The sequence below is a fragment of the Staphylococcus agnetis genome (genome assembly GCF_011466855.1).
GTDB classification, from domain to species: Bacteria; Bacillota; Bacilli; order Staphylococcales; family Staphylococcaceae; genus Staphylococcus; species Staphylococcus agnetis.
In genome coordinates this window covers 1,340,301-1,365,786 of record NZ_CP045927.1, presented here as the reverse complement: position 1 = coordinate 1,365,786, position 25,486 = coordinate 1,340,301, and the positions used below count along the sequence as shown (strand labels likewise).

Below are 25,486 nucleotides of genomic sequence, written 5' to 3'. Positions count from 1 at the left end.
ATGACAAAAGTTTTATTAAATGAATCATTCGTTGATGAGCAAGATGCTAAAGTTGCTTACAATGATCGCGGTTACAATTTTGGCGATGGCATTTATGAATATGTACGCATATATGATGGCAAATTATTTACAGCAAAAGAACATTTTGAACGTCTATTAAGAAGTGCAAGTGAAATCGGTTTAGATTTAAATCACACTGTAGCATCACTTACAACACTTGTACGAGAGTTTGCTCAAGTGAATAAGGTCACAAATGGTGGGGTATATATACAAGTAACACGTGGTGCAGCACCACGAGACCATGCTTTTCCTACGCCAAGTGTTGAACCTGTCTTAACTGGCTTTGTAAAATCATATGATCGTCCTTTCAAAGCTTTAGATGAGGGCGTAGCTGTAGTAACAACGGAAGATATTCGCTGGTTAAGATGCGACATTAAAAGCTTAAATCTTTTAGGTAACGTACTAGCGAAAGAATACGCTACAAAATACAATGCCGAAGAGGCCATTCAACATCGTGGTGATATTGTCACTGAAGGTGCGTCAAGTAACGTTTATGCTATTAAAGATGGTGTCGTTCATACGCATCCAGCAAACAACTTTATTTTAAATGGGATTACGCGTCGAGTAATTCAATGGGTATGTGAAGATGAAAACATTGAGTTTAAAGAAGCACCTTTTACAGTGGATTTCTTAAAATCAGCAGATGAAGTAATCATATCTAGTACATCAGTTGAAGTGATGCCTGTCGTTTTAATTGACGGTGAATCGGTGGCTGATGGCAAAGTAGGTCCAATCACACGTACTTTACAAAAAGGATTTGAAAAATATATCCATTCACATTCCGAATAATGTGTTAATATAAGATTACTTAATGAATTGAACATTAACATTTTAAAATAGAAAAAAGTGACCTTTAGTGTCTCATTTTTGGTTGAAAAAAGTGGCTAATAATTATAAAATCTTTTATGAGTGCTAATTAAAAATTGGAACGTTGAAGTAGTAAATAATTGTTATTAATATGGCTCTTGAATTTCTTTTCTAGAGCCTTTTCTCTTTTGAAAGTGAGGTGAACGTGTTGTGGAGCAGTTCTATCAACTAGGTTGGACGCTCGATTCAGCTGGTGGCGCATCAGGTGAAGCTTATATGGCGGAACAAGATGGACAGAAATTATTTTTAAAACGTAATTCTAACCCTTTTATTGCAGCATTGTCTGCAGAAGGGATTGTGCCGAAGCTTGTATGGACGAAAAGAATAGAAACTGGTGAAGTTGTGACTGCACAACATTGGAAAAATGGCCGAGAGCTTGAAGCTGATGAAATGAATCAACACCGCGTTGCCCACTTACTGAAGAAAATTCATCAATCACGTCCACTTTTAACGATGTTAAAGCGCATGGAAATGACACCGATTACACCTGATATCATGTTACATAAAATCAATGCGTCGTTATCTAGCGATGTATTAACGCATCATATCATTCGACATGCGTTAAGTTATTTAGAATCTCATGTACCAGAATACGATCCTAGATCTTATACGGTCGTTCACGGTGATGTTGATCATAATAACTGGCTGCTTTCTGATAAAGATGAACTCTTTTTAGTTGACTGGGAAGGTGCTATGATAGCTGACCCAGCAATTGACATAGGTATGCTGTTATACAATTACGTTCCAAAAAATGAATGGTCTTCTTGGTTCGAAATTTATGATGTTAAAGAAACGATGAATTTAAAAAAACGAATGAAATGGTATACTGTGATTCAATCTATTGGAATGGTGCAATGGAATGAAGAACATAAACGTTTTAAAGATATGAATACATGGCTCAAATTTTTGCATGCTGTGATGAAGAGCGATGTGTTTATTTAAGGAGATAAAGAATCATGAGAATGCGAAATAAACCTTGGGCCGAAACTTACTTAAGAGAGCATGCAAATATTGTGGATTTAGATTGTGTGCATAAGCATCAAGTGACGCAATGGTTTGATAAAGAACAACCGATTCATATAGAAGTTGGATCAGGTATGGGTAAATACATCACTTCATTAGCAGCAAAGCACCCTCACATTAATTATATTGCCATTGAGCGTGATAAAAATGTAATGATTCGTGTATTAGATAAAGTGCGTGAACTTAATCTTACAAATATCAAATTATTATGTAATGATGCGGTAGTGTTAACTGATTATTTTAAACCTAATGAAATCGATAGAATTTATTTAAATTTCTCTGATCCTTGGCCTAAAACGAGACATGCGAAACGTCGTTTGACAAATCATCGCTTTTTGTCAATATATAAACAAATTTTAAATCAAGATGGTGCTATACACTTTAAGACGGATAATCGTGGATTATATGCCTACAGTTTAGAAAGCATGTCGCAATTTGGAATGTATTTTACAAAAATCAATTTACATTTACATCAAGAAGATGATGGTGAGAATATCACAACTGAATATGAACACAAGTTTTCAGAAAAAGGATCACGAATTTACCGTATGGAAGCTAAATTTCATCACAATTTTTCTGAATTTGTAAATCAAGACTAAGATTTTTGACATGATTTATAAACTCAAACGTGAGATACTGTAATCAAATAAACATGATTTGATTCGTGTCTCACTTTTTTATTTAAGGAGAGAGTTTAATGAAAATTGGATCGTTTGAAATTAATGCTTTAAATGGTGGTCATACACAAATGGATGGAGGCGCTATTTTTGGTGTCGTGCCTAAACCATTATGGACAAAAAAATATCCCGTGAATGATAAAAATCAAGTCCCACTTGTGACGCATCCTATTTTAATTCGTACTGGAGATAAAAATATTATTATTGATTCTGGCATTGGTAGTGGCAAACTAACTGAAAAGCAACACCGTAATTACGGCGTTCGAAATGAAAGTCAACTTGAAACTGATTTAGCTAAGTATCAATTAACCGTTGAGGATATAGATTTAGTATTGATGACACATATGCACTTTGATCATGCGACGGGTCTTACGGATTCTAACGGTAATGCGACATTCCCTAATGCTTGGCATTATGTGCAACAAGATGAATGGCATGAATTTATCAGTCCTAACATAAGAAGTCAAGCTACGTATTGGCCTCAAAATAGGGGAGGTTATGAATCTAAATTGATTTTGTTTGAAAATCAGATAGAACCTTACCCTGGTATTACTATGAAGCATACAGGTGGACATAGTTTTGGGCATTGTATTATTGAAATTCATAGTGACAGCGAACATGCTGTTCATATGGCGGATATTTTGTCAACTTCTGCTCATATTAATTCATTATGGGTAACCGCATATGATGATTATCCAATGCAGTCTATACGTGAAAAAGAACGATTGACGCGCCAATATGCCGCACAAGGGTATTGGATACTGTTTTATCATGATGTATCAAACTTTGCGATTAAACTTTCTGAGGATGGTAAAAAGGTTCAAGAAGTAATCAAAAGAAATGAATAAATTAAAATCGCGTTAGTAGAGTGTGACATTTTTTAAAAACGATGTCTTCTTTACTAACGCGATTATTTTAAGTCGTTTGATTTTCAGTAATATCTAATATTTCTCCAGTCTTAGCATTTGCATAAAACGTATAGTGATGTGTCACATCATTTCGTGTCGTCGTAATGCCACCCTTATAGGCTGAATAAGTATCTAATTCCTTATGAAATTGAACGACTTCATATAAAATATAAGAACCTGTAACATTATTAAAGTATTGTTTAACGGATTCTAATACATCATGAGGTGGCTGGTTGCGATCACGTTCAAGATGAAGAACATAAAAATAGCTTCCAGTTAACAATGTGCCAATCGCAATTGGTATCAGTAATGGCCAATTTTTTCTGTTTAACATTGCGATCTCCTCCTTGAAAGACTTAGCTACAGTTTACCATAATTTAAGTGATATACTGTAATAAAGTGAATTATTTTTAAAGGAGTGAAAGGCATGAACGAAAAAACGCTGGAGCGTATTAAATCATTAACTGAAATGCATGGTGCTCCCAACTTTGAGACACCTGTGCGTCATTACTTAGAACATGAAATGCGTCCATATGTCGATACATTTGTGAGAGATAAAATGGGTGGCATATATGGTGTGAAAAAGAGTCAGCAATCTAATGCACCAAAAGTGATGGTAGCAGCACATATGGATGAAATTGGTTTTATGATTACTGAAGTTACCAAACAAGGTTTTATTAAGTTTACACCTTTAGGTGGCGTGGCAAGTGATATTTGGCAAGGTCAACGTTTAAAAATTAAAACCGGTGAAGGCGATGAAATTACTGGGGTAGTCGCTAATATTCCAAAACATTTTCAAACGGGTAAAGAAAGTACACCTAAAATTGAAGATTTATTACTCGACATAGGAGCTGAAGATGCGTCAGAGGTATATGCGCGGGGGATAACGATAGGTGATTCAATTGTTCCGGATACCGAATTATTGCAATTATCACAATATCGATACGCTGCCAAAGCTTGGGACAATCGTTACGGCTGTGTATTAGCCATCGAAATACTCGAAGCACTTCATGATGTTCAATTAGATTTTGACTTGTATGTGGGCGCAAATGTCCAAGAAGAAGTGGGCTTACGTGGTGCGGAAGCCGCAACACAATTAATTCAACCAGATGTTGCTTTCGTGGTTGATTGTTCCCCGGCTAATGATATGAAAGGGAAGTCAGGTCTTTCAGGTGAGTTAGGTGCGGGGGCATTATTACGAATTAAAGATGGTACGATGTTATTGAAACCCGCGTTCAAATCATATTTATTAGATGTAGCAAACAAGCACAGTGTGTCATACCAACACTATATCTCTCCAGGAGGTACTGATGGCGGTGTCATACATAAAGCGTTAACAGGTGTTCCAACTGCAGTGATTGGTGTATGTGCTCGTTATATTCATAGTACAGATGCTGTATTTGATATAAGAGATTATGAGAATGCTAAAAATTGGTTGTATTATGCAATTCAACAACTAGACGATAATGTCATTCATCAATTACAATATGAGGACTAAAGGAGGTATAAGTTATGAAATCGATTCAGAATGAAACGGAATATCAACAATATGCCCAATCACAAACAGTATTTATGTTCACAGCTGGTTGGTGTCCGGATTGTCGTGTCATTGAACCAGATTTACCTAAACTGGAATCAAAATATCAAAATTTCGATTTTATTGCGGTCGATCGAGATGCGCATATTGACTTAGCGATAAAAGAAGGCGTTATGGGTATCCCAAGTTTTATAATGTATAAAGATGGGAAGCGCGTAGGAGATTATATTGGTAAAGAAAGAAAATCAATAGAACAAATTGATGGATTTTTATCACAATTTTAATGACTTTTTCGCCCTTAGGACATGGTTTTTCTCTAGTCCTGAGGGTATTTTTATTGTAAACTAATATAAGGCATGTATTTAGGAGTGAAAACATGAATGTCTTTAAAATGAGAGATACTATAAAATCACGATTAACGCATTTAGATGTGAATTATCAATTCAATCGTGATCAAGAATCACTAAGAATTTATCGTGTAGACAATCACAAAGGAGTTACTGTAAAATTATCTCCTATTGTAGCTAAATACAATAAAGGTCAAGCGCAAATCATTGATGAAATCATATATTATGTAGAAGAAACGATACATCAAATGGAAGATGAAGCGCATAAAACGTTAAATGAGAAAAGAATTATGCCAGTCATCCGTGCAACGAGTTTTCCTACCAAAACTAAAGAAGGTCATGCATTTATTACCGAACCGCATACGGCGGAAACAAGAATTTATTATGCATTAGATTTAGGTAAATCGTATCGATTGATTGATGATGCATTAATGAGTGAATTACAATTGACACAACAACAACTTAAAGAGATGGCATTATTTAATGTGCGTAAACTGAGTAATTCGTATAAAGCGGATGAAGTTCAAGGTAATATATTTTATTTTATTAACACAAATGATGGTTACGATGCTAGTCGGATTTTAAACGCAACTTTATTATCTGAGTTTGAACAACGCATGGAAGGCGAAATGTTAGTCGCAGTACCTCATCAAGATGTGTTAATTATTGCAGATATAAGAAATAAAACTGGCTATGATATTATGGCACATATGACGATGGAATTTTTCACTAATGGTCTAGTTCCTATTACGTCATTGTCATTAAGTTATCAAAATGGCCGTTTTGAACCTATATTTATTTTAGGTAAAAATAATAAACAAAAATCGAATGCATCACCAAATGTCATTCAACATTTAGGTGCATCCCAAGATCAAAAGAACCGCAAATAAGGAGTAGATGAAGAACATGAATTTATTTTATAATCCCAAAGGTGTTGGCAATGTAGCCTTTTTACAAATTGAAACGGTAGATGGGCCTTTTGAATATGAAAAAATCAACGATGTTGTATTGATTAAAAAAGACAATAACGTTGTTGGATTAAATATTTTTAATGCAGATCAACATCTTACTATTGAGGGAAATGGACATATTACATTCAGTGAAGCTCATGCGACAGATATTCAAAAATTGTTAGATCAGTCAAATATTAACTTTAAATTAGAAGCTGATTTTTCACCTAAATTTGTTGTAGGTTATGTTCAATCTAAAGAAAAGCATCCTGATGCGGATAAATTAAGTGTGTGTCACATTGATGTAGGTGATGAAACATTACAAATCGTTTGTGGTGCACCAAATATTGAAGCAGGACAAAAAGTAGTTGTAGCCAAAGTGGGCGCAGTAATGCCGAGTGGCATGTTAATCAAAGATGCCGAATTAAGAGGTGTTGCTTCAAGTGGTATGGTGTGCTCAATGAAGGAACTCAATTTGCCAAATGCACCTCAAGAAAAAGGTATTATGGTTTTAGATGATAGTTATAAAACAGGTCAATCATTTTTTAATGCATAAAAGGAGGGCGTATTATGAGCTGGTTTGATAAATTATTTGGTGAAGAGACGCCATCAGACCGTACATCTTCAGAAAAAAAACGCTCTACTGTACCAAAAAAATCGAGACATGATTTGATTCCACAAACGAATGATGTATATCAAAGACCACGTGGGAAATTTCGTTTTCCGATTACAATGGATTACGATATCAGTGATAGGGAAGAACAGCGAAATGACTCCGTAACACTTAAAAAACGTGATATTGAAGGTACTGAGCGCGTATCATACGGTGTTGATCGAAAGACACGTCGCCACCGTACACACGGCTTCTCAAAGACTAAAGCAACACATGTGTATCAAAGTAACCGTACTCGTCCAAGTCAACAACATGCTTCTCAACTTTTTCAAGGTACAATACCAAATGACAAAACAACTAAAACCCATCATCAACGACCACATAAAGAAATGGACCATTATAAAGGTTCGTCAACGACAACTAAAAGTATTCATAAAGCAAATTATGCTAAGCCAACGACTGAATTTAAAGCGAGCGAAGTGCCATCTGCAATTTTTGGGACACAAGAACGTAAATCGATTAAAAATAGCGGATTAAATCAACCTCCAGGTACGCGATCTAAAACAACGCAACCACCTGCAAAATCGCTTGGCGAACGTAAGAAAACACCGAATCATTCAAAACGTGATAATACGATTAATATTGAAAATATTTATGCATCGCAAATTGTTGATGAAATTCGAAGAGAACGTGAGAAAAAAATCCAACAGAAAAAACGCTTTAAAGAAGCTTTACAACATAAACGCGCTTTAAAGGATGAAGATCCGCATGCGGACATTCAAAAGGCTATCGATAAAATGCATGCTTCTCAAGCACGTCAACTGTTAGGAAAAGATTATGAAGAAGCGGACCTAGAAGAGCATCTTGAACCTAATGAGGCTGTGACACCTGAGGCCAATGAAGACGTGGAATCATTAGACCAAGCCCAAACAGAATCAGATATTCAATATGAAGAAATCGATTTAAGTCAAATTCATTTAGAAACGGATGCGGAACAAACATTATCTTCAGACAAGGTTAATACTAAAGATAATGACCAAGCATATGAATTTGATGATGTGCAAACGCGTACAAAATCACAACAAGTACATAATACGCATCGTTCTACTTCGAACGTAATAGATGATGAAAATGAACAAGCAGTTAATGACAATGTTGACATTACAATAAATGACGATCATCTTAATCAAGATGTAGCGTCACCGTTGGACGACACCAATAATCAGTCAGATACGTCTGCGCGTACCTTTAATGCATCAAATGAAAATTACGTTGAAGACGCCGAGAATATTAATACAATAAAAAACGATATACAAGAAGGTTCAAAAAAGAGCAATTCAAGAGATGAATCATCAATTAATGTCGATGTACCTCAACTATCTCATGATAGGGTAGAAGAAAATTCAACAACACAACCTGATGAAATAGAAGTGACTAAAACAGAAGCGCGTCAAATTGTTCCACCTTTAAAACCTGAACAAAAGCAAACGCAAAATGCTAATAAAGTCCCGATACGTAAAGGAAGTAAGCCATTTAATGTGGTTATGACACCTTCAGATAAAAAGCGTATGATGGAGCGACGTAAACACGAACACTTACAGCGTCAAACGATAAAAAATACTATGAATCAAACTACGTCTCGAGATATTCAAGCAACTCAGCAAAACATACAGAATGACCACACACAACAATCAAGTGAACGTGTGCATAGTCCAGAAATCGTTACGACGTCACAAGTGAATACTGACACCAAAGAAGAAGAGAAAAAAATTCGCCGTGGTCCTGTGTTGAATTTGCCAAGTATAGATCTTCTTGATCAACCTGAAATTCATGAAAAAGACAACGCATGGATTGAAGAGAAAAAGCAACAACTTAATGATGCATTTTTCTATTTTAATGTACCAGCTGAAGTTGTGAATGTGATTGAGGGTCCTAGTGTAACGCGTTTCGAACTGTCTGTGGAAAGAGGCGTTAAAGTTTCTCGTATTACGGCATTACAAGATGATATCAAAATGGCTCTCGCTGCAAAAGATATTAGAATAGAAGCACCTATTCCAGGTACGAGTTTAGTGGGTATCGAAGTGCCGAATCAACATCCAACAAAAGTAAACTTGCGCTCTATCCTAGAAACGCCAGCGTTTAAACATGCTGAATCGAAATTGACAGTAGCAATGGGTAATCGCATCAATAATGAACCGTTATTAATGGATATTGCAAAAACACCGCATGCACTCATAGCTGGAGCAACTGGATCAGGTAAATCGGTTTCGATTAACAGTATTTTACTATCATTACTTTATCGAAATCATCCAGAAGAGTTAAAATTGTTACTTATTGATCCTAAAATGGTAGAGTTAGCACCATATAATGATTTGCCACATTTAGTCGCACCTGTAATTACAGATGTTAAAGCGGCTACACAAAGTTTAAAATGGGCCGTTGAAGAAATGGAACGGCGTTATAAATTGTTCGCACAAACGCATGTGCGTAATATTACAGCATTTAATAAAAAAGTGAATTATGATCAACGTATGCCTAAAATCGTTATTGTCATTGATGAATTGGCAGACTTAATGATGATGGCACCACAAGACGTTGAACAATCAATCGCACGTATTGCTCAAAAAGCACGTGCGTGTGGCATTCATATGCTTGTCGCAACTCAAAGACCATCTGTAAATGTCATTACAGGTTTAATCAAAGCGAATATTCCTACACGTATCGCATTCATGGTGTCTTCAAGCGTCGATTCACGTACAATTTTAGATAGTGGTGGCGCAGAACGTTTGCTTGGATATGGTGACATGCTATATCTTGGTGGAGGTATGAACAAACCGATTCGTGTTCAAGGTACTTTCGTTTCAGATGAGGAAATTGATGAAGTAGTGGAATACATTAAATCACAAAGAGAACCTGAATATTTATTTCAAGAAAAAGAGCTCCTTAAGAAAACTGAAGAACCAACGAAAGATGAATTATTCAATGAAGTTTGTGAATTTATGGTTAAAGAGAGACACATTTCAACATCTCTTATTCAAAGACATTTTCAAATCGGTTATAACCGTGCAGCACGTATTATAGACCAATTAGAACAATTGGGTTATATTTCGGGAGCGAATGGCTCTAAACCGCGCGATGTCTTTCTCACTGAAGCAGACTTACAAGACTCATAAATATAGAAAGGGGCATAAAATCATGACAAAATACCATTTCGTCGGCATTAAAGGCGCAGGGATGAGTTCATTGGCTCAAATTATTCATGATTTAGGATATGATGTTCAAGGTTCTGACATTGAACAATATGTATTTACAGAAATTGCATTAAATAATAAGGGAATTAAGATTTTACCTTTTAGCGCTGATAACATTACTGAAGGTTTAACAGTGATTGTTGGAAATGCATTTAAAGATACGCATGAAGAGGTAGAAAGAGCACGTGAATTAAATTTAAAAGTGGTGCGCTACCATGATTTCTTAGGTGAAGTTCTTAATAAATACACGTCGGTTGCAGTAACCGGCGCACATGGTAAGACTTCTACTACAGGACTATTATCACATGTGATGAATGGTGATAAAAAAACATCATTTTTAATCGGTGATGGTACAGGTATGGGCTTGCCTCAAAGTGAATATTTTGCTTTTGAAGCATGTGAATACCGTCGACACTTTTTAAGTTATTCACCTGATTATGCAATTATTACAAATATCGATTTCGATCATCCAGATTATTTTACGGATGTTGAGGATGTTGTTAATGCCTTTCAAGGTATGGCAAATAATGTAAAAAAAGCGATTATTGCGTGGGGCGATGATCCGCATGTTAAAAAAATTAGTGTAGATATACCTGTGTATTATTATGGTTTTGACCCATCAATGGACATCTATGCCGACAACATTGAAATTACGGATAAAGGAACTGCTTTTGATGTCTATATCCGTGGTGAGTATTACGATCATTTTATTTCACCACAATATGGAGACCATAATATTTTAAATGCGCTAGCTGTTTTAGCAATTACGTATTTAGAAAAGCTTGATACACAAAATATTAAAGATGCATTGATCACTTTTGGTGGTGTAAAACGACGTTTTAATGAGATTTTTACAAAAAATCAAGTATTAGTTGATGATTATGCTCACCATCCAAGAGAAATTAGTGCTACAATTGAATCAGCTAGAAAAAAATATCCAAATAAAGAAGTAGTGGCTGTTTTCCAACCACATACGTTCTCTAGAACAAAAGCATTTTTGAAGGAGTTTGCAGATGTATTAAATCAAGCAGATTCTGTATATCTATGTGACATCTTTGGCTCTATTCGTGAAAATACAGGTGAGCTCACAATTAATGATTTATTAGATTTAGTAGAAAATGGACGCTTAATCTCTGAATCAAGTGTAGAGGTCCTTGAAAAACATGAAAATGCGGTTATTCTTTTTATGGGTGCAGGTGACATTCAAAAAGTTTTAAAAGCATATTTAGAAAAAATTGGTGTTGAACATAGCTTTTAATGTTTGAGTAAGAGCTGTTTGGGTATCTATATAAAATAAATAGCATATTTTAAAAGTCAATAGGAGGCGTTTTCGAATGGAATGGATTTTACCAATTGCAGGAATTATTGCTGCTATCGCGTTCTTAATTTTATGTATAGGAATTGTTGTAGTTTTAATTTCTGTTAAGAAAAACTTGGATCATGTTGCTAAAACACTTGATGGTGTTGAAGGCCAAATCCAAGGTATTACACGTGAATCAACGGATTTACTTCATAAAGCGAATCGTTTAACTGAAGATATCCAAGATAAATCAAATCGTTTAAACTCAGTAGTTGATGCTGTTAAAGGTGTTGGCGAATCAGTTCAAACGTTAAATGGTTCTGTTGATCGTGTAACGCACTCAATTACAAACAACATTTCTCAAAATGAAGACAAAATTTCACAAGTTGTTCAATGGTCAAATGTCGCAATGGAAATTGCCGACAAATGGCAAAACCGTCAAAGTCGTCGAAATAGTGCAGCTTACAAAACAAACAATGTGTCTTCTGATGCTAAACAAGGTTCTAAATCAAGTTCTTTATCAAACGAAGATTTAGTTAATAGTGAGTATGAAAACAAAGACTTAAATGATTTCAACACTAACCCTGAATCAGTAAACACAAAATATACAACATTAAACAATGATTCAAATCGTAAGTAAGTTGACGGTTAGTTAAATAAGTCTTGATTTTACGCACTTAAATGAGGTAATACCTTTGTTTAAGTGCTTTTATTTTAAGGAGGCAATTTGAAATGGAAAAATATAATCGTGATTTGCATACTAAAGGTTTAGAAAGTTATGAAGTCCCACAATATGAGGGTGAACCTCGTGCACGTTTAGACCTTGTATTTGGATTTGTAGCAGGGGCTGTTTTAGGAAGTGCGTTAGGACTTATTTTAAAACCTACGTTAGAATCTGATAAATCTAAGACACAATCAAAAAAACAAAATAAATTCAATAAAGTAAATGATCAAGATACTGCTTTACGCGATGAAGCAAAAAGAAAAGCAGATGCTTTAAAAGAGCAAGCACGCCGTGTGAGAGAAGATTCAAAAAGACAACGTTCAGCTTTAACTGATACGGATGACCCATCATCTAAGGAATTAGCTGCACAACGCCGTGCTATTCAAAGTGAAGTTGATAGTGATCGATTAGAAGGACAAACTGCAAAGCAAACGACTTCTGCTACATCTTCTGATGCCGAAGCGTCTGATTATGATCGTAATCGACGTACGGGTGAGGATGAAGTGAAAGTAGATCATTCTGACAAGTCACGTACATCTACTGGTGCGGCAACTGCAGGAGTTGCAACTGCAGGTGTGACTGCAGCTGGCGTTGCGCATGCTTCTGATCAGCATCAAACGTCTAAACGTCAAGATGACAATTCTGAGGTGAGTAGTGATGCGCTGTCTGCACAAAAGCGAGCAATTCGCTCTGAAGTTGATTCAGACCGCTTAGAAGGCCAGACTGGACCAACTACGACTGCAGAGTCTGAAGAAAGTAAACAATCTGAAACAGATAAGCCGTCACAACCTTCATCCACTTCATTAGGTGCACAACGCCGTTTATTGGATATGAATCAGACTAACGCATCAGATACACCTCAAAATGAACAAAATGTACGCCTGGAAAATGGTGTGATTACTCATGATAAAGATGATTTTGAACTTTCGAATCATAACCAAACTGTAAGTGAAGAAGCTAAAAAAACAAATAGTAAAGTAGACAAACATACGTTTGATCAATAATACTTTTTAACTTAATGATTTTAGGGGAGCGAGGACATTGTATGTCCTCGCTTCTTTTTGTATGAAAAGCGTATTGTCCTATAGAAGTTATTGACATCCTTAGTTTAACGTTTTAAAATCCTTATATTGATTGAAATTTCTCAAAATTTAGGCTTATTTTTGTAGATGGGTTGAAAATAATTTTTATTCTTGTTAGAATACCAAATATCACTATTTATTTTATCGCTTTAAAGCAAGTGAGAAATTTTAAGTTGGGGTGAATTTCATGACAAATCATTTAGAAACATACAGAAAAGAAATCGAAGACATTAATGAGCAAATTTTATCATTACTTTCAAAGCGGGGAGAACTTGCTAAAAAGATTGGTGAGGAAAAGCGTAAAAAAAGCACAGTCATTTACGATCCTCAACGTGAAAAAGAAATGTTAAATACATTAATTGATAAAAATCAAGGTCCGTTTAATGACAACGTAATCAAACAATTGTTTAAAGAAATCTTTAAAGCCTCAACTGATTTACAAAAATCTGATAATGAAAAACATTTATATGTTTCACGTAAATTAAAACCAGAAGATACCATCGTAAAATTTGAAAATGGTGCTGCCATCGGCGAAGGAACGAAGTCCTTTGTTTTTGGTCCATGTTCAGTTGAATCCTTCGACCAAGTAGATGCTGTTGCTAAACACTTAAAACAAAAAGGTGAAAAGTTTATTCGTGGTGGCGCATTTAAGCCACGTACATCTCCTTATGATTTCCAAGGACTTGGCGAAGAAGGTTTAAAAATATTAAAACAAATTAAAGATAAATACGATTTAAATGTTGTTAGTGAAATTGTTCATCCAAATGATTTCGCTATAGCTGATCAATATTTAGATGTCTTCCAAATTGGTGCACGTAATATGCAAAACTTTGAATTGTTAAAAGAGGCAGGTCGTACGAATAAACCTATTCTTTTAAAACGTGGTTTATCAGCTACAATTGAGGAATTTACGTATGCAGCAGAGTATATTGCAGCACAAGGGAATCAAAATATTATTTTATGTGAGCGTGGCATTAGAACATATGAAAAGGCAACACGTAACACATTAGATATATCAGCGGTACCAATCTTAAAACAAGGTACGCATCTACCTGTGATGGTTGACGTCACACATAGTACAGGACGTAAAGACATTATGTTACCAGCAGCTAAAGCAGCTCTCGCAATTGGTGCTGATGGTGTAATGGCAGAAGTGCATCCAGATCCTTCAGTTGCATTGAGTGACAGTGCACAACAAATGGATTTAAATGAATTTGATGCATTTTATAATGAAATTAAGCCATTATCTGAAATGTATAATAATAAAACATTGAAATAATGATTAATGTATGAGGCAAATGTTAAACTTTTGCCTCATTTTTTCATTTAAAATACTTTAAATGTATTTTTATTCGTGACAAACATATGACAACCACAATTTTATATTTCTTATCCTTTCATAATATGGTAAACTTTGAAAATGTGATGAAAACGGAATATAATAATAGAGTAAGCGTTTCCAAGGAGGTAAAAATAATGACGGTAACCATTTATGATGTGGCACGTGAGGCACGTGTATCAATGGCAACGGTTTCTCGTGTGGTGAACGGAAATCAAAATGTAAAACCTGAGACGAGAGAAAGAGTTAATGAAGTAATTAAACGTTTGAATTATCGTCCAAATGCTGTAGCGAGAGGCCTTGCAAGCAAAAAAACTACAACAGTTGGTGTGATTATTCCCGATATTTCAAATATTTACTATTCCCAACTTGCTAGAGGGTTAGAAGATATCGCCACAATGTATAAATATCACACAATTATTTCAAATTCAGATGATGATCCTGAAAAAGAAAAAGAGATTTTTAACAACTTATTAAGTAAACAAGTAGACGGTATCATCTTTTTAGGTGGCACATTAACTACTGAAATTAAAGAACACATCGCTAAAGCTTCTATTCCTGTAGTTGTTTCAGGAACTAATGGTAAAGATGACGGCATTGCTTCTGTAAATATTGATTTTGAGAAAGCGAGTCAAGAAATTACAGAACATTTGATTCAATCTGGTGCTAAGAAGTTTGCATTTGTAGGTGGCGGTTATTCTAAAAAAGCTCAAGACGATGCGTTAAAAGGATTAAAAGCACAATTATCTAAACACGATTTAGAGGTAGATGACCATTTAATGTACGTAGGAAACGAGACATATAAAGATGGCTTACGTGCGTTTGAGAAATTAAGCACATACCAACCAGACGCTGTTCTATCTATCAGTGATGAACAAGCTATAGGTATAGTACATGGTGCAATGGATCAAGGCATTCGTGTTCCAGAAGATCTTCAAGTCATTAGTTTTAATAACACACGTCTTGTTGAAATGGTTAGACCACAACTGTCAAGCGTCATTCAGCCGCTTTATGATATAGGGGCAGTAGGTATGCGTCTTCTTACAAAATATATGAACAACGAAGAAATTGAAGAACCCAATGTTATCTTACCGCATAAAGTAAGATATCGTGGCACAACAAAAGTATAAACAATAACCCTTGTATTCGCCCGAAGTTAAATTACAGATAACTGTATTTTAGTCAAACATTGGGATACAAGGGTTTTATTGCATTTAAAAATTAATTAAAACCAATTTTTAATTTTTGTTGCGACACTCAAATTTTTTTGAGTAATTTCTGCAATTCTAGGAATAGACGTGTAGTCAGGAAATGATTCTTCCCAATTTTCAGGAATAGGTACAGGGCTATAATGTTTCCATTTAGAAAGCCATGCTTCAGGTAAACGTCCTTCTAGTGGGGGATGATCAATTAAACTTAAATAGACATGACTCCAAGCCCGAGGAACAACACGCCATATGTTGTAACCCCCTCCACCAAGCATGACAATTTTTCCATTAGCATATTTTTTAGCGATTTCATTTACAAAATAAGGGATTTCATAAAGTGTATTCAAATCACAATGCATGTGAGTCAGTGGATCTAAATAGTGAATATCGGACCCATTAACGCTAATGACAAAATCAGGGTTAAATGTTGTTGCAACAGCTTCTAGCGTATCTTTAAATACGGTCATAAAACTTTCGTGTTCTGTATAAGGCTCAAGAGGGACATTCACTGTATAGCCAAAACCTTGATCATCGCCACGTTCTGTGTAATGACCAGATCCTGGAAATAAAAATTTACCAGTCTCATGAATAGAGTAATTCATCACGTCATTAGAAGTATAAAATCGCCATTGTACACCGTCACCATGATGCGCATCAGTATCTACATATAATACACGTTGACCATAGTTATGAATGAGATGATGAATATAAATAGCAGCATCGTTATACACACAAAAGCCATTGGCACGTCCTTCTAGCGCATGATGCAAGCCACCACCTAAATGACAGCCATTATCAAACTGACCGTCCATAATTGCATCAATTAAATTTAGACCACCACCAACGATGTTGGCCGCACTTTTATGAATTCTAGGAAAAACATGTGTATCTTCATCATCTAAACCATATTTTGATTTTTCATCAGGGTTAAGTAAATTACGTTCACCACGTTTTATTGCCTGAATGTAGTCATATTTATGTACCGTCGCGATTTCATCTTCTGTTGCGATTCGAGGTTTTATGATTTGCGTTGGCTGCAAAAGACCAGTAGATAGTAATAATTCTGTCGTTAATTTGAGTCGCATTTGATTAAAAGGATGTTTATTATGAAAGCGATACTGTAAAAGTGTATCAGCATAAACATAGCCCGTTCGTTGTGTTTGTTGATCTCCCATCTCACATACCCCCATTAAAAAAAGAACCGATTCATATAGCGAATATCATCAAATGCGCGCATTTGTTCAACTGTAATATTTTTGCCTATTCGCGCCATTAAACAATTGGCAGGATGACTCGTAATTTCAGGATCATCTGTTGCAAAAACCTCTAAACCTCCATTGGACATCATTCGTTGCATTAATTTTTTATATTCAAAAACGTCTAAACCAGAATTATTAAGGTCCCAATGCCAGTAATATTCAGTCGTAATAATAATATAATTTTCTAGCTCTTTACTTCTTGTGCTTACTTTTAAAAGTTCACGACCTAGACCGAAATTTCGATAGGGTAAACTGATTTCAATTGCACCAAGTTCAAGTAAATAGGGCAAATTACCTGTAGACCATCGTTCCATTGGATCGGGATATAGATAAGTCACATAGCCCACGATGTGCATTTGATCTCGAATAATATAAATTCTTCCTTCATCTAGCGTACTAATATCCTGAATCGCTTCAAATTGTTCAATTGGTATTCGAAAAGCATTGAGGCCCTCATCAAATGTCATTTGTTCTAATTGTTGCTTTTCAACGGGTCCCTCAATGATAATCGTTTTATCGTTGACGACGACAGTTTCTTTTTCATATGTTTTAATATGTTCCATGAGCGACTCCTTTCAATTTCTTATATTACTCATAGTATAGCCAATTCATTCCCATTTTTCACGCATTATTCAGAATAAGTATAATTTTTTGAAAACATTGAATTCATGCGCTATAATTGCATTGAAAGCGATTTCAAACAAGGGGGTAATCCACATGAAAGTCGAAGTTTATAAAGGGGAAGAAGGAAACTTCAATTTAAAGGATTATGAGAGTACTTATAAAAATTTTAAATGGGAAGATGTTGAAAAAGCATTTTCTTGGTATGATACTGGAAAAATAAATATGGCATATGAATGTATTGATCGCCACGTTGATGAAGGAAAAGGCGATAAAATAGCCTTAAATTATAAAGATGATGCTCGTACTGAACAGTATACATTTGAAGATTTGCAAAAAAAATCAAATCAAGCAGCTAATGTACTAAAAGATAAAGCGAATGTCCAAAAAGGTGATCGTGTGTTCATATTTATGCCACGTACACCTGAACTCTATTTTGCATTTTTAGGAATTTTAAAAATTGGTGCAATTGTTGGGCCATTATTTGAAGCTTTTATGGAAAAAGCTGTGAAAGACCGTTTGGATAATAGCGATGCAAAAGTCATCATAACAACGAATAGTCTACTACCACGTATACCTAAAGATGATTTGCCGCATCTAGAAACAATTATTATTGTAGACGATGAAGTTGATGCGCAATATGTCGACTTTAATACATCGCTTAAAGAGGCAAGTACAGCTTTTGATATTGAATGGTTAGATAAAGAGGATGGATTGATATTGCACTATACATCTGGTTCTACAGGTCAACCTAAAGGTGTATTACATGTCCAAAATGCGATGTTCGTGCATTACATATCTGGCAAATACGTATTAGACCTACAAGAAGATGATGTTTACTGGTGTACTGCTGATCCGGGATGGGTGACTGGTACATCCTATGGTATTTTTGCGCCGTGGCTCAATGGGGCAACAAACTGTATTGCTGGAGGTCGTTTTTCACCAGAAGCGTGGTATAGTATGTTAGAGCAATTTAAAGTGACGATTTGGTATACTGCACCCACTGCCTTACGCATGTTAATGAGTGCAGGTGATGATTTAGTAGAAAAGTATGATTTATCTTCTGTACGCACTATTTTATCTGTCGGAGAACCGCTCAACCCTGAGGTAATCAAATGGGCGAAAAAGGTATACGGTAAACGTGTATTAGATACATGGTGGATGACTGAAACTGGCGGGCACATGATTGTGAATTACCCTAGTATGGATATCAAATTAGGTTCTATGGGTAAACCGTTACCAGGTATACAGGCCGCAATTATCGATAATGAAGGCCGCGAATTACCACCAAATCGTATGGGTAATTTAGCAATTAAAAAAGGTTGGCCATCGATGATGTATAAAATTTGGAAAAATCCTGAAAAATATCAATCCTATTTTATCGGCGATTGGTATGTTTCTGGAGATTCCGCTTATCAAGATGAAGACGGGTATTTTTGGTTCCAAGGACGCGTAGATGACGTTATTATGACAGCCGGAGAACGTGTAGGGCCTTTTGAAGTTGAATCAAAATTAGTAGAACATGAAGCTGTTGCAGAAGCAGGTGTGATTGGCAAACCTGATCCCGTTAGAGGAGAAATTATAAAAGCGTTTGTGGCTTTACGACAGGGCTATGAACCTTCTGATGATTTGAAAGAAGACATTCGTAAATTTGTTAAAGAAGGACTTGCTGCACATGCTGCACCACGAGAAATTGAATTTAAAGATAAACTTCCGAAAACACGATCTGGTAAAATTATGAGACGTGTACTTAAAGCCTGGGAATTGGATCTACCAACAGGAGATTTAAGTACGATGGAAGACTAATCAAGTTAACAAATATATTAATTAAAACATGGTGTGGGCGTATTTGTCGCACCGTGTTTTATTTTTGATCTTCATCTGCACGGGTCAACCGCTTTTATTCGACAACAACGTCAGAGTTCGTTATTATTAAACGTGGAAATAGTTTTTTTTATAACTGTTTGTATGCGTTTACATACGCGTGAAAGTTTATGAAAATCATTTAAGGGGCTGAATATTGTGAGTCATTTATCAGATTTAGAAATTGCGAATCAAGCAACATTAAAATTTATTAGTGAAATTGCCAATAAAGCAGGTATTTCAGAAGATGCTTTAGAGCAATATGGTCACTATAAAGCTAAAATTGATATTTCTAAAATCAACACTAAAGGTGAAAAAGGTAAAGTTGTCCTTGTTACAGCTATGAGTCCAACACCAGCTGGTGAAGGTAAATCAACAGTAACAGTAGGATTAGCAGATGCGTTTAATAAAATTAATCAAAATGTAATGGTTGCATTACGTGAACCAGCGTTAGGTCCTATTTTTGGTATTAAAGGTGGCGCTACTGGGGGAGGTCGTGCTCAAGTTTTACCTATGGAGGATATTAACCTTCACTTTAATGGGGACTTCCATGCAATTACGACTGCGAATAATGCACTTTCTGCATTTATTGACAATCATATCCATCAAGGTAATGAATTAGGTATTGATCAACGTCGTATCGAATGGAAACGTGTCCTTGATATGAATGATCGTGCTTTACGTAATGTTGTCGTAGGTCTTGGTGGACCAACACAAGGTGTACCTCGTGAAGATGGTTTTAATATTACGGTTGCCTCAGAAATTATGGCAATTTTATGTTTAAGTACAGGTATTACAGACTTAAAACAAAATATCGCGAATATTACGATTGGTTATACACGTGACCGTAAACCAGTTACTGTTAAAGACCTTAAAGTTGAAGGTGCTTTAGCGATGATTTTAAAAGATGCGATTAAACCAAACTTAGTACAAACCATTGAAGGGACACCAGCATTAGTACACGGTGGACCGTTTGCAAATATTGCTCATGGTTGTAACTCTATTATTGCAACTGAAACTGCACGTGATTTAGCTGACGTCGTTGTTACAGAAGCTGGATTTGGTTCGGATTTAGGCGCTGAAAAATTTATTGATATTAAATCACGTAAAGCTGGATTTGAACCTAGTGCAGTCGTATTAGTTGCTACTGTACGTGCATTAAAAATGCATGGTGGTGTGGCAAAAGATAATCTTAAAGAAGAAAATGTTGAGGCCCTAAAATCTGGTATTAAAAACTTAGAACGTCATGTCAATAATATCCGTAAATTCGGTGTTGAACCTGTAATTGCGTTAAATGCATTTATTCACGACACTGAAGCAGAAACACAATTTGTTCAAGAGTGGGCTGAACAAAATGATGTACGTCTCTCATTAACTGAAGTTTGGGAGAAAGGCGGAGAAGGCGGAATTGACTTAGCACAAAAAGTGTTAGAAGTGATTGAACAACCTAATCATTTTAAACGTCTTTACGACTTAGAATTACCTCTAGAGCAAAAAATCGAAAAAATTGTAAAAGATATTTACGGTGGTTCGAAAGTAACATTCTCTAGTAAAGCGCAAAAACAGTTAAAACAATTTAAAGAAAATGGTTGGGACAACTATCCTGTATGTATGGCTAAAACGCAATATTCATTTAGTGACGACGCTACGCAACTTGGTGCACCTGAAAACTTTGAAATCACGATTCGTGAACTAGAAGCGAAAACAGGCGCAGGATTCATCGTGGCATTAACTGGTGCGATTATGACGATGCCAGGTCTTCCTAAAAAACCTGCAGCGTTAAATATGGATGTAACACCAGATGGTCATGCTATTGGATTATTCTAAAAATCGAATCTCAGCATTACTATTATGCTGAAATTAAAAAAACACCTTCATCGTACATGCGAACGCATGTGCTTTGAAGGTGTTAATTTTTAGAATAACCAAGTTATTTAAGTATAGGTAAAATAGGAAGTTTTATAAACGATGATACAGCATTATATAAATTTTTCTTTAATCGGGTAATCTAATGCTTGTTTATATTGTTGTTCTGTAATCATATTTTCAATATACATACGTTTTAACACATATCTTTGACGATGTATTGATGGTTGAATGGCTTCATGTGATTTAAGATGACCTTCTTTTGTATACGGGGTATAGAAATAAGGGCTTTGAACCAGTCCGGCAAGGTATGCAGCTTCTGGTAAGTTTAATAATTTAGGTGGCTTCCCGAAAATACCATAAGAAGCGGCCGTAATCCCTGTAATGTGCTGCCCGTGTTGGTTACGTCCAAAAGATACACGGTTAATATACGTATATATAATCTCGTCTTTCGTCATTATATTTTCTAAACGCATCGCGTACATGATTTCTTTTGCTTTACGATCGTAGGTCTTTTGGTTAGAAAGCAATTGATTCTTAACTAATTGTTGCGTAATCGTGCTACCTCCAGTAGGGTGGTCGCGGTTGAAAATATCTTGATACATTGCTCTAAAAATGGCTTTAGGTAAAATACCATGATGTGTATAAAATTGTGCATCTTCACTAGACACAATTGCTTTCGTTACATATGGTGAAACTTCAGCGGGACCGGCAATCAGTATCGGTGTTTGTTCATTGTAAAGTGCTATTAAATCGACATCACTTGATTGTACTTCAGGCAATTCAGGTAAGTTGGTAACAGCTTGAACGAGAGCATCATCATTAATATCATCTGTTTTAGAAACAATACTCGCAAAGTAACCTAATGCTAGCCCTATAGATAATATGAGTAACCAAATAGAACAAACAATAGACAGTATAAAGAGGCGCTTGATGTATTTAAAATAGTTATCATAGTGCTTTAAAAATTGTGCGATTTTTGATACTTGTGTCACTTTCTTATGGCCTCCTTTTTTCACATATAGTATAGCATAGTTTTATTTATTGGTATTTTTTATTATCATCATTAACATTGACTTTTCAATAGACACATTTTATAATATGAATCATTATAAATAAGTATTGAAGCTTAGGACAAGTAGCTTTAAGTTTATTTTCTAGAGAGTCAGTGGTAGGTGGAAACTGATAAATAACTTTAAGTGAATACACCTATAGATATGCTTTAACGTTTTAGCAATGTACGTAACATTGTAAGAGTATCCAAGTATGGTGGTAACGTGCAGAAGCGCCCTTACGTAATCGTAAGTGGTGTTTTTTTATTTTTTAAGGAGGTTTTGTAATGGCAAATCAATTATTAGAAGAATTACAATGGCGTGGTTTGATTTATCAACAAACAGATGAGGAAGGTATTGAGAATTTACTGAATAAAGAACAAGTCAAATTATATTGTGGTGCTGACCCAACAGCTGACAGTTTGCATATTGGTCATTTACTACCTTATCTGACTTTACGTCGCTTTCAAGAGCATGGTCATAGACCTATTGTATTAATTGGTGGTGGCACAGGAATGATAGGTGACCCTTCAGGGAAATCTGAAGAACGTGTCTTACAAACGGAAGAACAAGTTGAACAAAATGTAAAAGGTATTCAAAATCAAATGACACAATTGTTTGATTTTGAAACAGAAAATGGACCTATTTTAGTGAACAATAGAGATTGGTTAAGTCAAATTTCTTTAATTGAGTTTTTACGTGATTTTGGTAAGCATGTGGGTGTGAACTATATGCTTGCGAAAGATTCTATTCAATCTCGTTTATCAAATGGGATCTCTTATACTGAATTTACGTACACGATTTTACAAGCCATTGATTTTGGGCATTTAAATAGAACTTACGATTGTAAAATTCAAATTGGTGGTTCAGATCAGTGGGGGAATATAACAAGTGGCATTGAGTTAATGCGCCGTATGTATGGTACAACAGATGTTTATGGCTTAACAATTCCATTGGTAACGAAATCAGATGGGAAAAAATTTGGTAAATCTGAGTCAGGGGCTGTTTGGTTAGACAAAGATAAAACGAGCCCTTATGAATTCTATCAATTTTGGATTAATACGAGCGATGAGGATGTTATTAAGTTCTTGAAATATTTTACATTCTTATCACAAGATGATATTGAATCGTTAGCGCAATCCGTTGAAAAGGAACCACATTTACGTAAAGCTCAAAAAGCACTTGCCGAAGCAGTAACACGATTTATTCATGGAGAAGAAGCATTAGCTGAAGCAGAACGTATTTCTAAAGCTTTATTTAGCGGTGACTTAAAAGCTCTGACGGCTAATGAAATTAAAGCAGGCTTTAAAGATGTGCCTCAAGTGACGATTTCAAAAGCAACAACAAATATTGTAGACGCACTTGTAGAAGCAAAGATTTCATCTTCTAAACGTCAAGCCCGTGAAGATGTGACTAATGGTGCAATCTATATCAATGGTGAACGTCAACAAGATTTACAATATACACTTTCTGATGATGATAAATATGATGACAGTTTCACGATTATTCGACGAGGCAAAAAGAAATATTTTATGGTTAATTATGCATAATAAAAAGTCCCTTTTCAGATTGCATTCTGTTAAGGGACTTTTTTAAATTAATTTGCTGAATCAAGAGTGACTTTAACTTTTATAGATTTACCATCACGATTTACAGTAAATGTAACATCGTCACCTGGTTTTTTATCTTTGTAAAGATAACCACGTAAATCTGAATCGCTCTCAACTTTATGTCCATCAAGTGCAGTGATGATATCGCCACGTTTTAAATCAATACCTTGACGTGGGACATTAGCAACGTAGACACCTGAATTTGTCTCTAAGCGGCGCTTATAACTATCGGGAATATCAGCTACATTAATCATTTCAATACCAATTGAAGGGCGTTTCACTTCACCATGGTTTACAAGTTGTTCAATCACAAGTTTAACCTCGTTGCTTGGAATCGCAAAGCCAATACCCTCTACTTGAGGTGCTGCAATTTTTAAAGTATTAATACCTACAAGGTTACCGTTTAAATCCACTAATGCGCCTCCAGAGTTACCAGGGTTAATAGCAGCATCTGTTTGGATAACGTTCACTTTATTACCACCGGCTGATGTATCCGTCGTAATGGTGCGTTCTTTTGCGGAAATAATACCTGACGTTACAGTGTTTGCAAACTCTAAGCCTAATGGATTACCCATCGCAAACACACTATCTCCGGTTTTGACTTTACTAGAGTCTGCAAATGACATTGTTTTAATGTCATCTCGATCTTTAATTTTCAACACGGCTAAGTCTGTTAAAGGATCTGTACCGACTAATTCTGCATCAACTTGATGTGAATTATGTAATTGAATTTTAATTGATGATGCGCCTTCAATCACATGGTTATTTGTCACGATGTAGGCGTTTTTACCATCTTTTTGATAAATCACGCCAGAACCGATACCAGAAGGTTTAGATTTAGGTGATTTACCTTGAATCAAATCGTCTAGATTTTGCGCTTTTTGGACATTAATGACACCCACTATAGAAGGGGCCTTGTCATTAATCATTTGATTAACTGATTTATACTTTTCGCTTTTACCATCTAAATTACTACCGCCAGAACCTTGATCGCTTTCATTTACATGTGAACCTGAGTTCGACGAAAATTGAGATGTTACTGATGAAAACAGTTGGACCATTCCAAATGCGAGCAGACCACCAATTAAACCTGCTGCAAGTGCAATCAGTATCGTTTTAAACCATGGAAACTTTGGTTTATCTCGATAAGGTGGTTGAGGGGTGTGGTGTTGATTCGATTGTTGTGAGGGATTAAAATTATCTTCTTCTCTCATAAAATACCTCCTTTATCACTATTATGCTATGTTACGCGCTATTTGACCAGTCAAGAGTACTCCAACTAAGGTCTTATTTTGAAATGAGGTTGTTGAAATGACAACTAAATGATAG

22 protein-coding genes are annotated in these 25,486 nt (G+C 35.6%); 17 read left to right on the top strand and 5 right to left on the bottom strand.

Annotation, left to right across the window (positions count from 1 at the left end):
• The 4 genes from dat to GJE18_RS06730 all read left to right on the top strand — a co-directional run bounded on the left by dat (window position 1) and on the right by GJE18_RS06730 (window position 3,475).
• A complete protein-coding gene (gene dat, locus GJE18_RS06745; protein ID WP_085622474.1) occupies window positions 1-849 on the top strand; it encodes a D-amino-acid transaminase in 849 nt (282 codons plus the stop codon).
• A gap of 228 nt (window positions 850-1,077) precedes the next feature.
• A complete protein-coding gene (locus GJE18_RS06740) occupies window positions 1,078-1,869 on the top strand; it encodes a phosphotransferase family protein (RefSeq protein ID WP_060551273.1) in 792 nt (263 codons plus the stop codon).
• Between the two features lie 14 nt (window positions 1,870-1,883).
• On the top strand, window positions 1,884-2,549 hold the full coding sequence (gene trmB, locus GJE18_RS06735) for a tRNA (guanosine(46)-N7)-methyltransferase TrmB (RefSeq protein WP_060551272.1): 666 nt from the start codon (window positions 1,884-1,886) through the stop codon (window positions 2,547-2,549).
• A 98-nt stretch (window positions 2,550-2,647) separates the two neighbouring features.
• Window positions 2,648-3,475, top strand: coding sequence for a YtnP family quorum-quenching lactonase (locus GJE18_RS06730; protein ID WP_107368800.1), 828 nt, complete (start codon window positions 2,648-2,650; stop codon window positions 3,473-3,475).
• A gap of 67 nt (window positions 3,476-3,542) precedes the next feature.
• Here GJE18_RS06730 and GJE18_RS06725 read toward each other — a convergent pair whose 3' ends face one another.
• Complete coding sequence (locus GJE18_RS06725) at window positions 3,543-3,869, bottom strand: hypothetical protein (RefSeq protein ID WP_107368801.1); 327 nt, start codon at window positions 3,867-3,869, stop codon at window positions 3,543-3,545.
• A gap of 93 nt (window positions 3,870-3,962) precedes the next feature.
• On the opposite strand from GJE18_RS06725, the gene GJE18_RS06720 reads away from it, so the two are divergent.
• The 10 genes from GJE18_RS06720 to ccpA all read left to right on the top strand — a co-directional run bounded on the left by GJE18_RS06720 (window position 3,963) and on the right by ccpA (window position 15,808).
• The gene (locus GJE18_RS06720; RefSeq protein WP_060551269.1) at window positions 3,963-5,033 is read left to right on the top strand and encodes a M42 family metallopeptidase; all 1,071 of its coding nucleotides are present in this window, start codon (window positions 3,963-3,965) and stop codon (window positions 5,031-5,033) included.
• 14 nt (window positions 5,034-5,047) lie between these two features.
• Window positions 5,048-5,356: a thioredoxin family protein gene (locus tag GJE18_RS06715; protein WP_085622478.1), complete on the top strand. Its 309-nt coding sequence runs from the start codon at window positions 5,048-5,050 to the stop codon at window positions 5,354-5,356.
• A gap of 92 nt (window positions 5,357-5,448) precedes the next feature.
• Window positions 5,449-6,309 carry a DUF1444 domain-containing protein gene (locus GJE18_RS06710; RefSeq protein WP_060551267.1) on the top strand — a complete coding sequence of 287 codons (861 nt, stop codon included), beginning with the start codon at window positions 5,449-5,451 and terminating at the stop codon, window positions 6,307-6,309.
• Between the two features lie 16 nt (window positions 6,310-6,325).
• Window positions 6,326-6,925 (top strand): YtpR family tRNA-binding protein, encoded by a 600-nt coding sequence (gene ytpR / locus GJE18_RS06705; RefSeq protein ID WP_060551266.1) that lies wholly within the window; start codon window positions 6,326-6,328, stop codon window positions 6,923-6,925.
• 14 nt (window positions 6,926-6,939) lie between these two features.
• The gene (locus tag GJE18_RS06700) at window positions 6,940-10,155 is read left to right on the top strand and encodes a DNA translocase FtsK (RefSeq protein WP_107368803.1); all 3,216 of its coding nucleotides are present in this window, start codon (window positions 6,940-6,942) and stop codon (window positions 10,153-10,155) included.
• 22 nt (window positions 10,156-10,177) lie between these two features.
• On the top strand, window positions 10,178-11,491 hold the full coding sequence (murC, locus tag GJE18_RS06695; RefSeq protein ID WP_107368804.1) for a UDP-N-acetylmuramate--L-alanine ligase: 1,314 nt from the start codon (window positions 10,178-10,180) through the stop codon (window positions 11,489-11,491).
• A 76-nt stretch (window positions 11,492-11,567) separates the two neighbouring features.
• Window positions 11,568-12,173, top strand: a complete 606-nt coding sequence (locus GJE18_RS06690; protein WP_037565563.1) for a DUF948 domain-containing protein — start codon at window positions 11,568-11,570, stop codon at window positions 12,171-12,173.
• Window positions 12,174-12,265: 92 nt separating this feature from the next.
• Complete coding sequence (locus GJE18_RS06685) at window positions 12,266-13,261, top strand: YtxH domain-containing protein (RefSeq protein WP_107368805.1); 996 nt, start codon at window positions 12,266-12,268, stop codon at window positions 13,259-13,261.
• A 265-nt stretch (window positions 13,262-13,526) separates the two neighbouring features.
• Entirely contained in the window at window positions 13,527-14,618 is a 1,092-nt protein-coding gene (locus tag GJE18_RS06680) for a bifunctional 3-deoxy-7-phosphoheptulonate synthase/chorismate mutase (RefSeq protein ID WP_060551262.1), read from the top strand.
• Window positions 14,619-14,815: 197 nt separating this feature from the next.
• Window positions 14,816-15,808 carry a catabolite control protein A gene (gene ccpA, locus GJE18_RS06675; RefSeq protein WP_037565560.1) on the top strand — a complete coding sequence of 331 codons (993 nt, stop codon included), beginning with the start codon at window positions 14,816-14,818 and terminating at the stop codon, window positions 15,806-15,808.
• Between the two features lie 95 nt (window positions 15,809-15,903).
• Here ccpA and GJE18_RS06670 read toward each other — a convergent pair whose 3' ends face one another.
• The gene (locus GJE18_RS06670; protein WP_060551261.1) at window positions 15,904-17,061 is read right to left on the bottom strand and encodes an acetoin utilization protein AcuC; all 1,158 of its coding nucleotides are present in this window, start codon (window positions 17,059-17,061) and stop codon (window positions 15,904-15,906) included.
• A 14-nt stretch (window positions 17,062-17,075) separates the two neighbouring features.
• Window positions 17,076-17,708 (bottom strand): GNAT family N-acetyltransferase, encoded by a 633-nt coding sequence (locus tag GJE18_RS06665; RefSeq protein ID WP_107368645.1) that lies wholly within the window; start codon window positions 17,706-17,708, stop codon window positions 17,076-17,078.
• 154 nt (window positions 17,709-17,862) lie between these two features.
• Between GJE18_RS06665 and acsA the strand changes: the two genes are divergently transcribed.
• A complete protein-coding gene (gene acsA / locus GJE18_RS06660; RefSeq protein ID WP_060551259.1) occupies window positions 17,863-19,572 on the top strand; it encodes an acetate--CoA ligase in 1,710 nt (569 codons plus the stop codon).
• A 216-nt stretch (window positions 19,573-19,788) separates the two neighbouring features.
• Window positions 19,789-21,456 (top strand): formate--tetrahydrofolate ligase, encoded by a 1,668-nt coding sequence (locus tag GJE18_RS06655; RefSeq protein WP_060551258.1) that lies wholly within the window; start codon window positions 19,789-19,791, stop codon window positions 21,454-21,456.
• A 152-nt stretch (window positions 21,457-21,608) separates the two neighbouring features.
• Here the strand turns inward: GJE18_RS06655 and GJE18_RS06650 are convergent, their stop codons facing one another.
• Window positions 21,609-22,490, bottom strand: coding sequence for a transglycosylase domain-containing protein (locus tag GJE18_RS06650; protein WP_107368646.1), 882 nt, complete (start codon window positions 22,488-22,490; stop codon window positions 21,609-21,611).
• 344 nt (window positions 22,491-22,834) lie between these two features.
• Here GJE18_RS06650 and tyrS point away from each other — a divergent pair, with 344 nt between their 5' ends.
• Window positions 22,835-24,097 (top strand): tyrosine--tRNA ligase, encoded by a 1,263-nt coding sequence (gene tyrS / locus GJE18_RS06645; protein ID WP_107368647.1) that lies wholly within the window; start codon window positions 22,835-22,837, stop codon window positions 24,095-24,097.
• A 47-nt stretch (window positions 24,098-24,144) separates the two neighbouring features.
• Here the strand turns inward: tyrS and GJE18_RS06640 are convergent, their stop codons facing one another.
• Entirely contained in the window at window positions 24,145-25,371 is a 1,227-nt protein-coding gene (locus GJE18_RS06640) for a S1C family serine protease (RefSeq protein WP_060551255.1), read from the bottom strand.
• Between the last annotated feature and the right edge of the window lie 115 nt (window positions 25,372-25,486).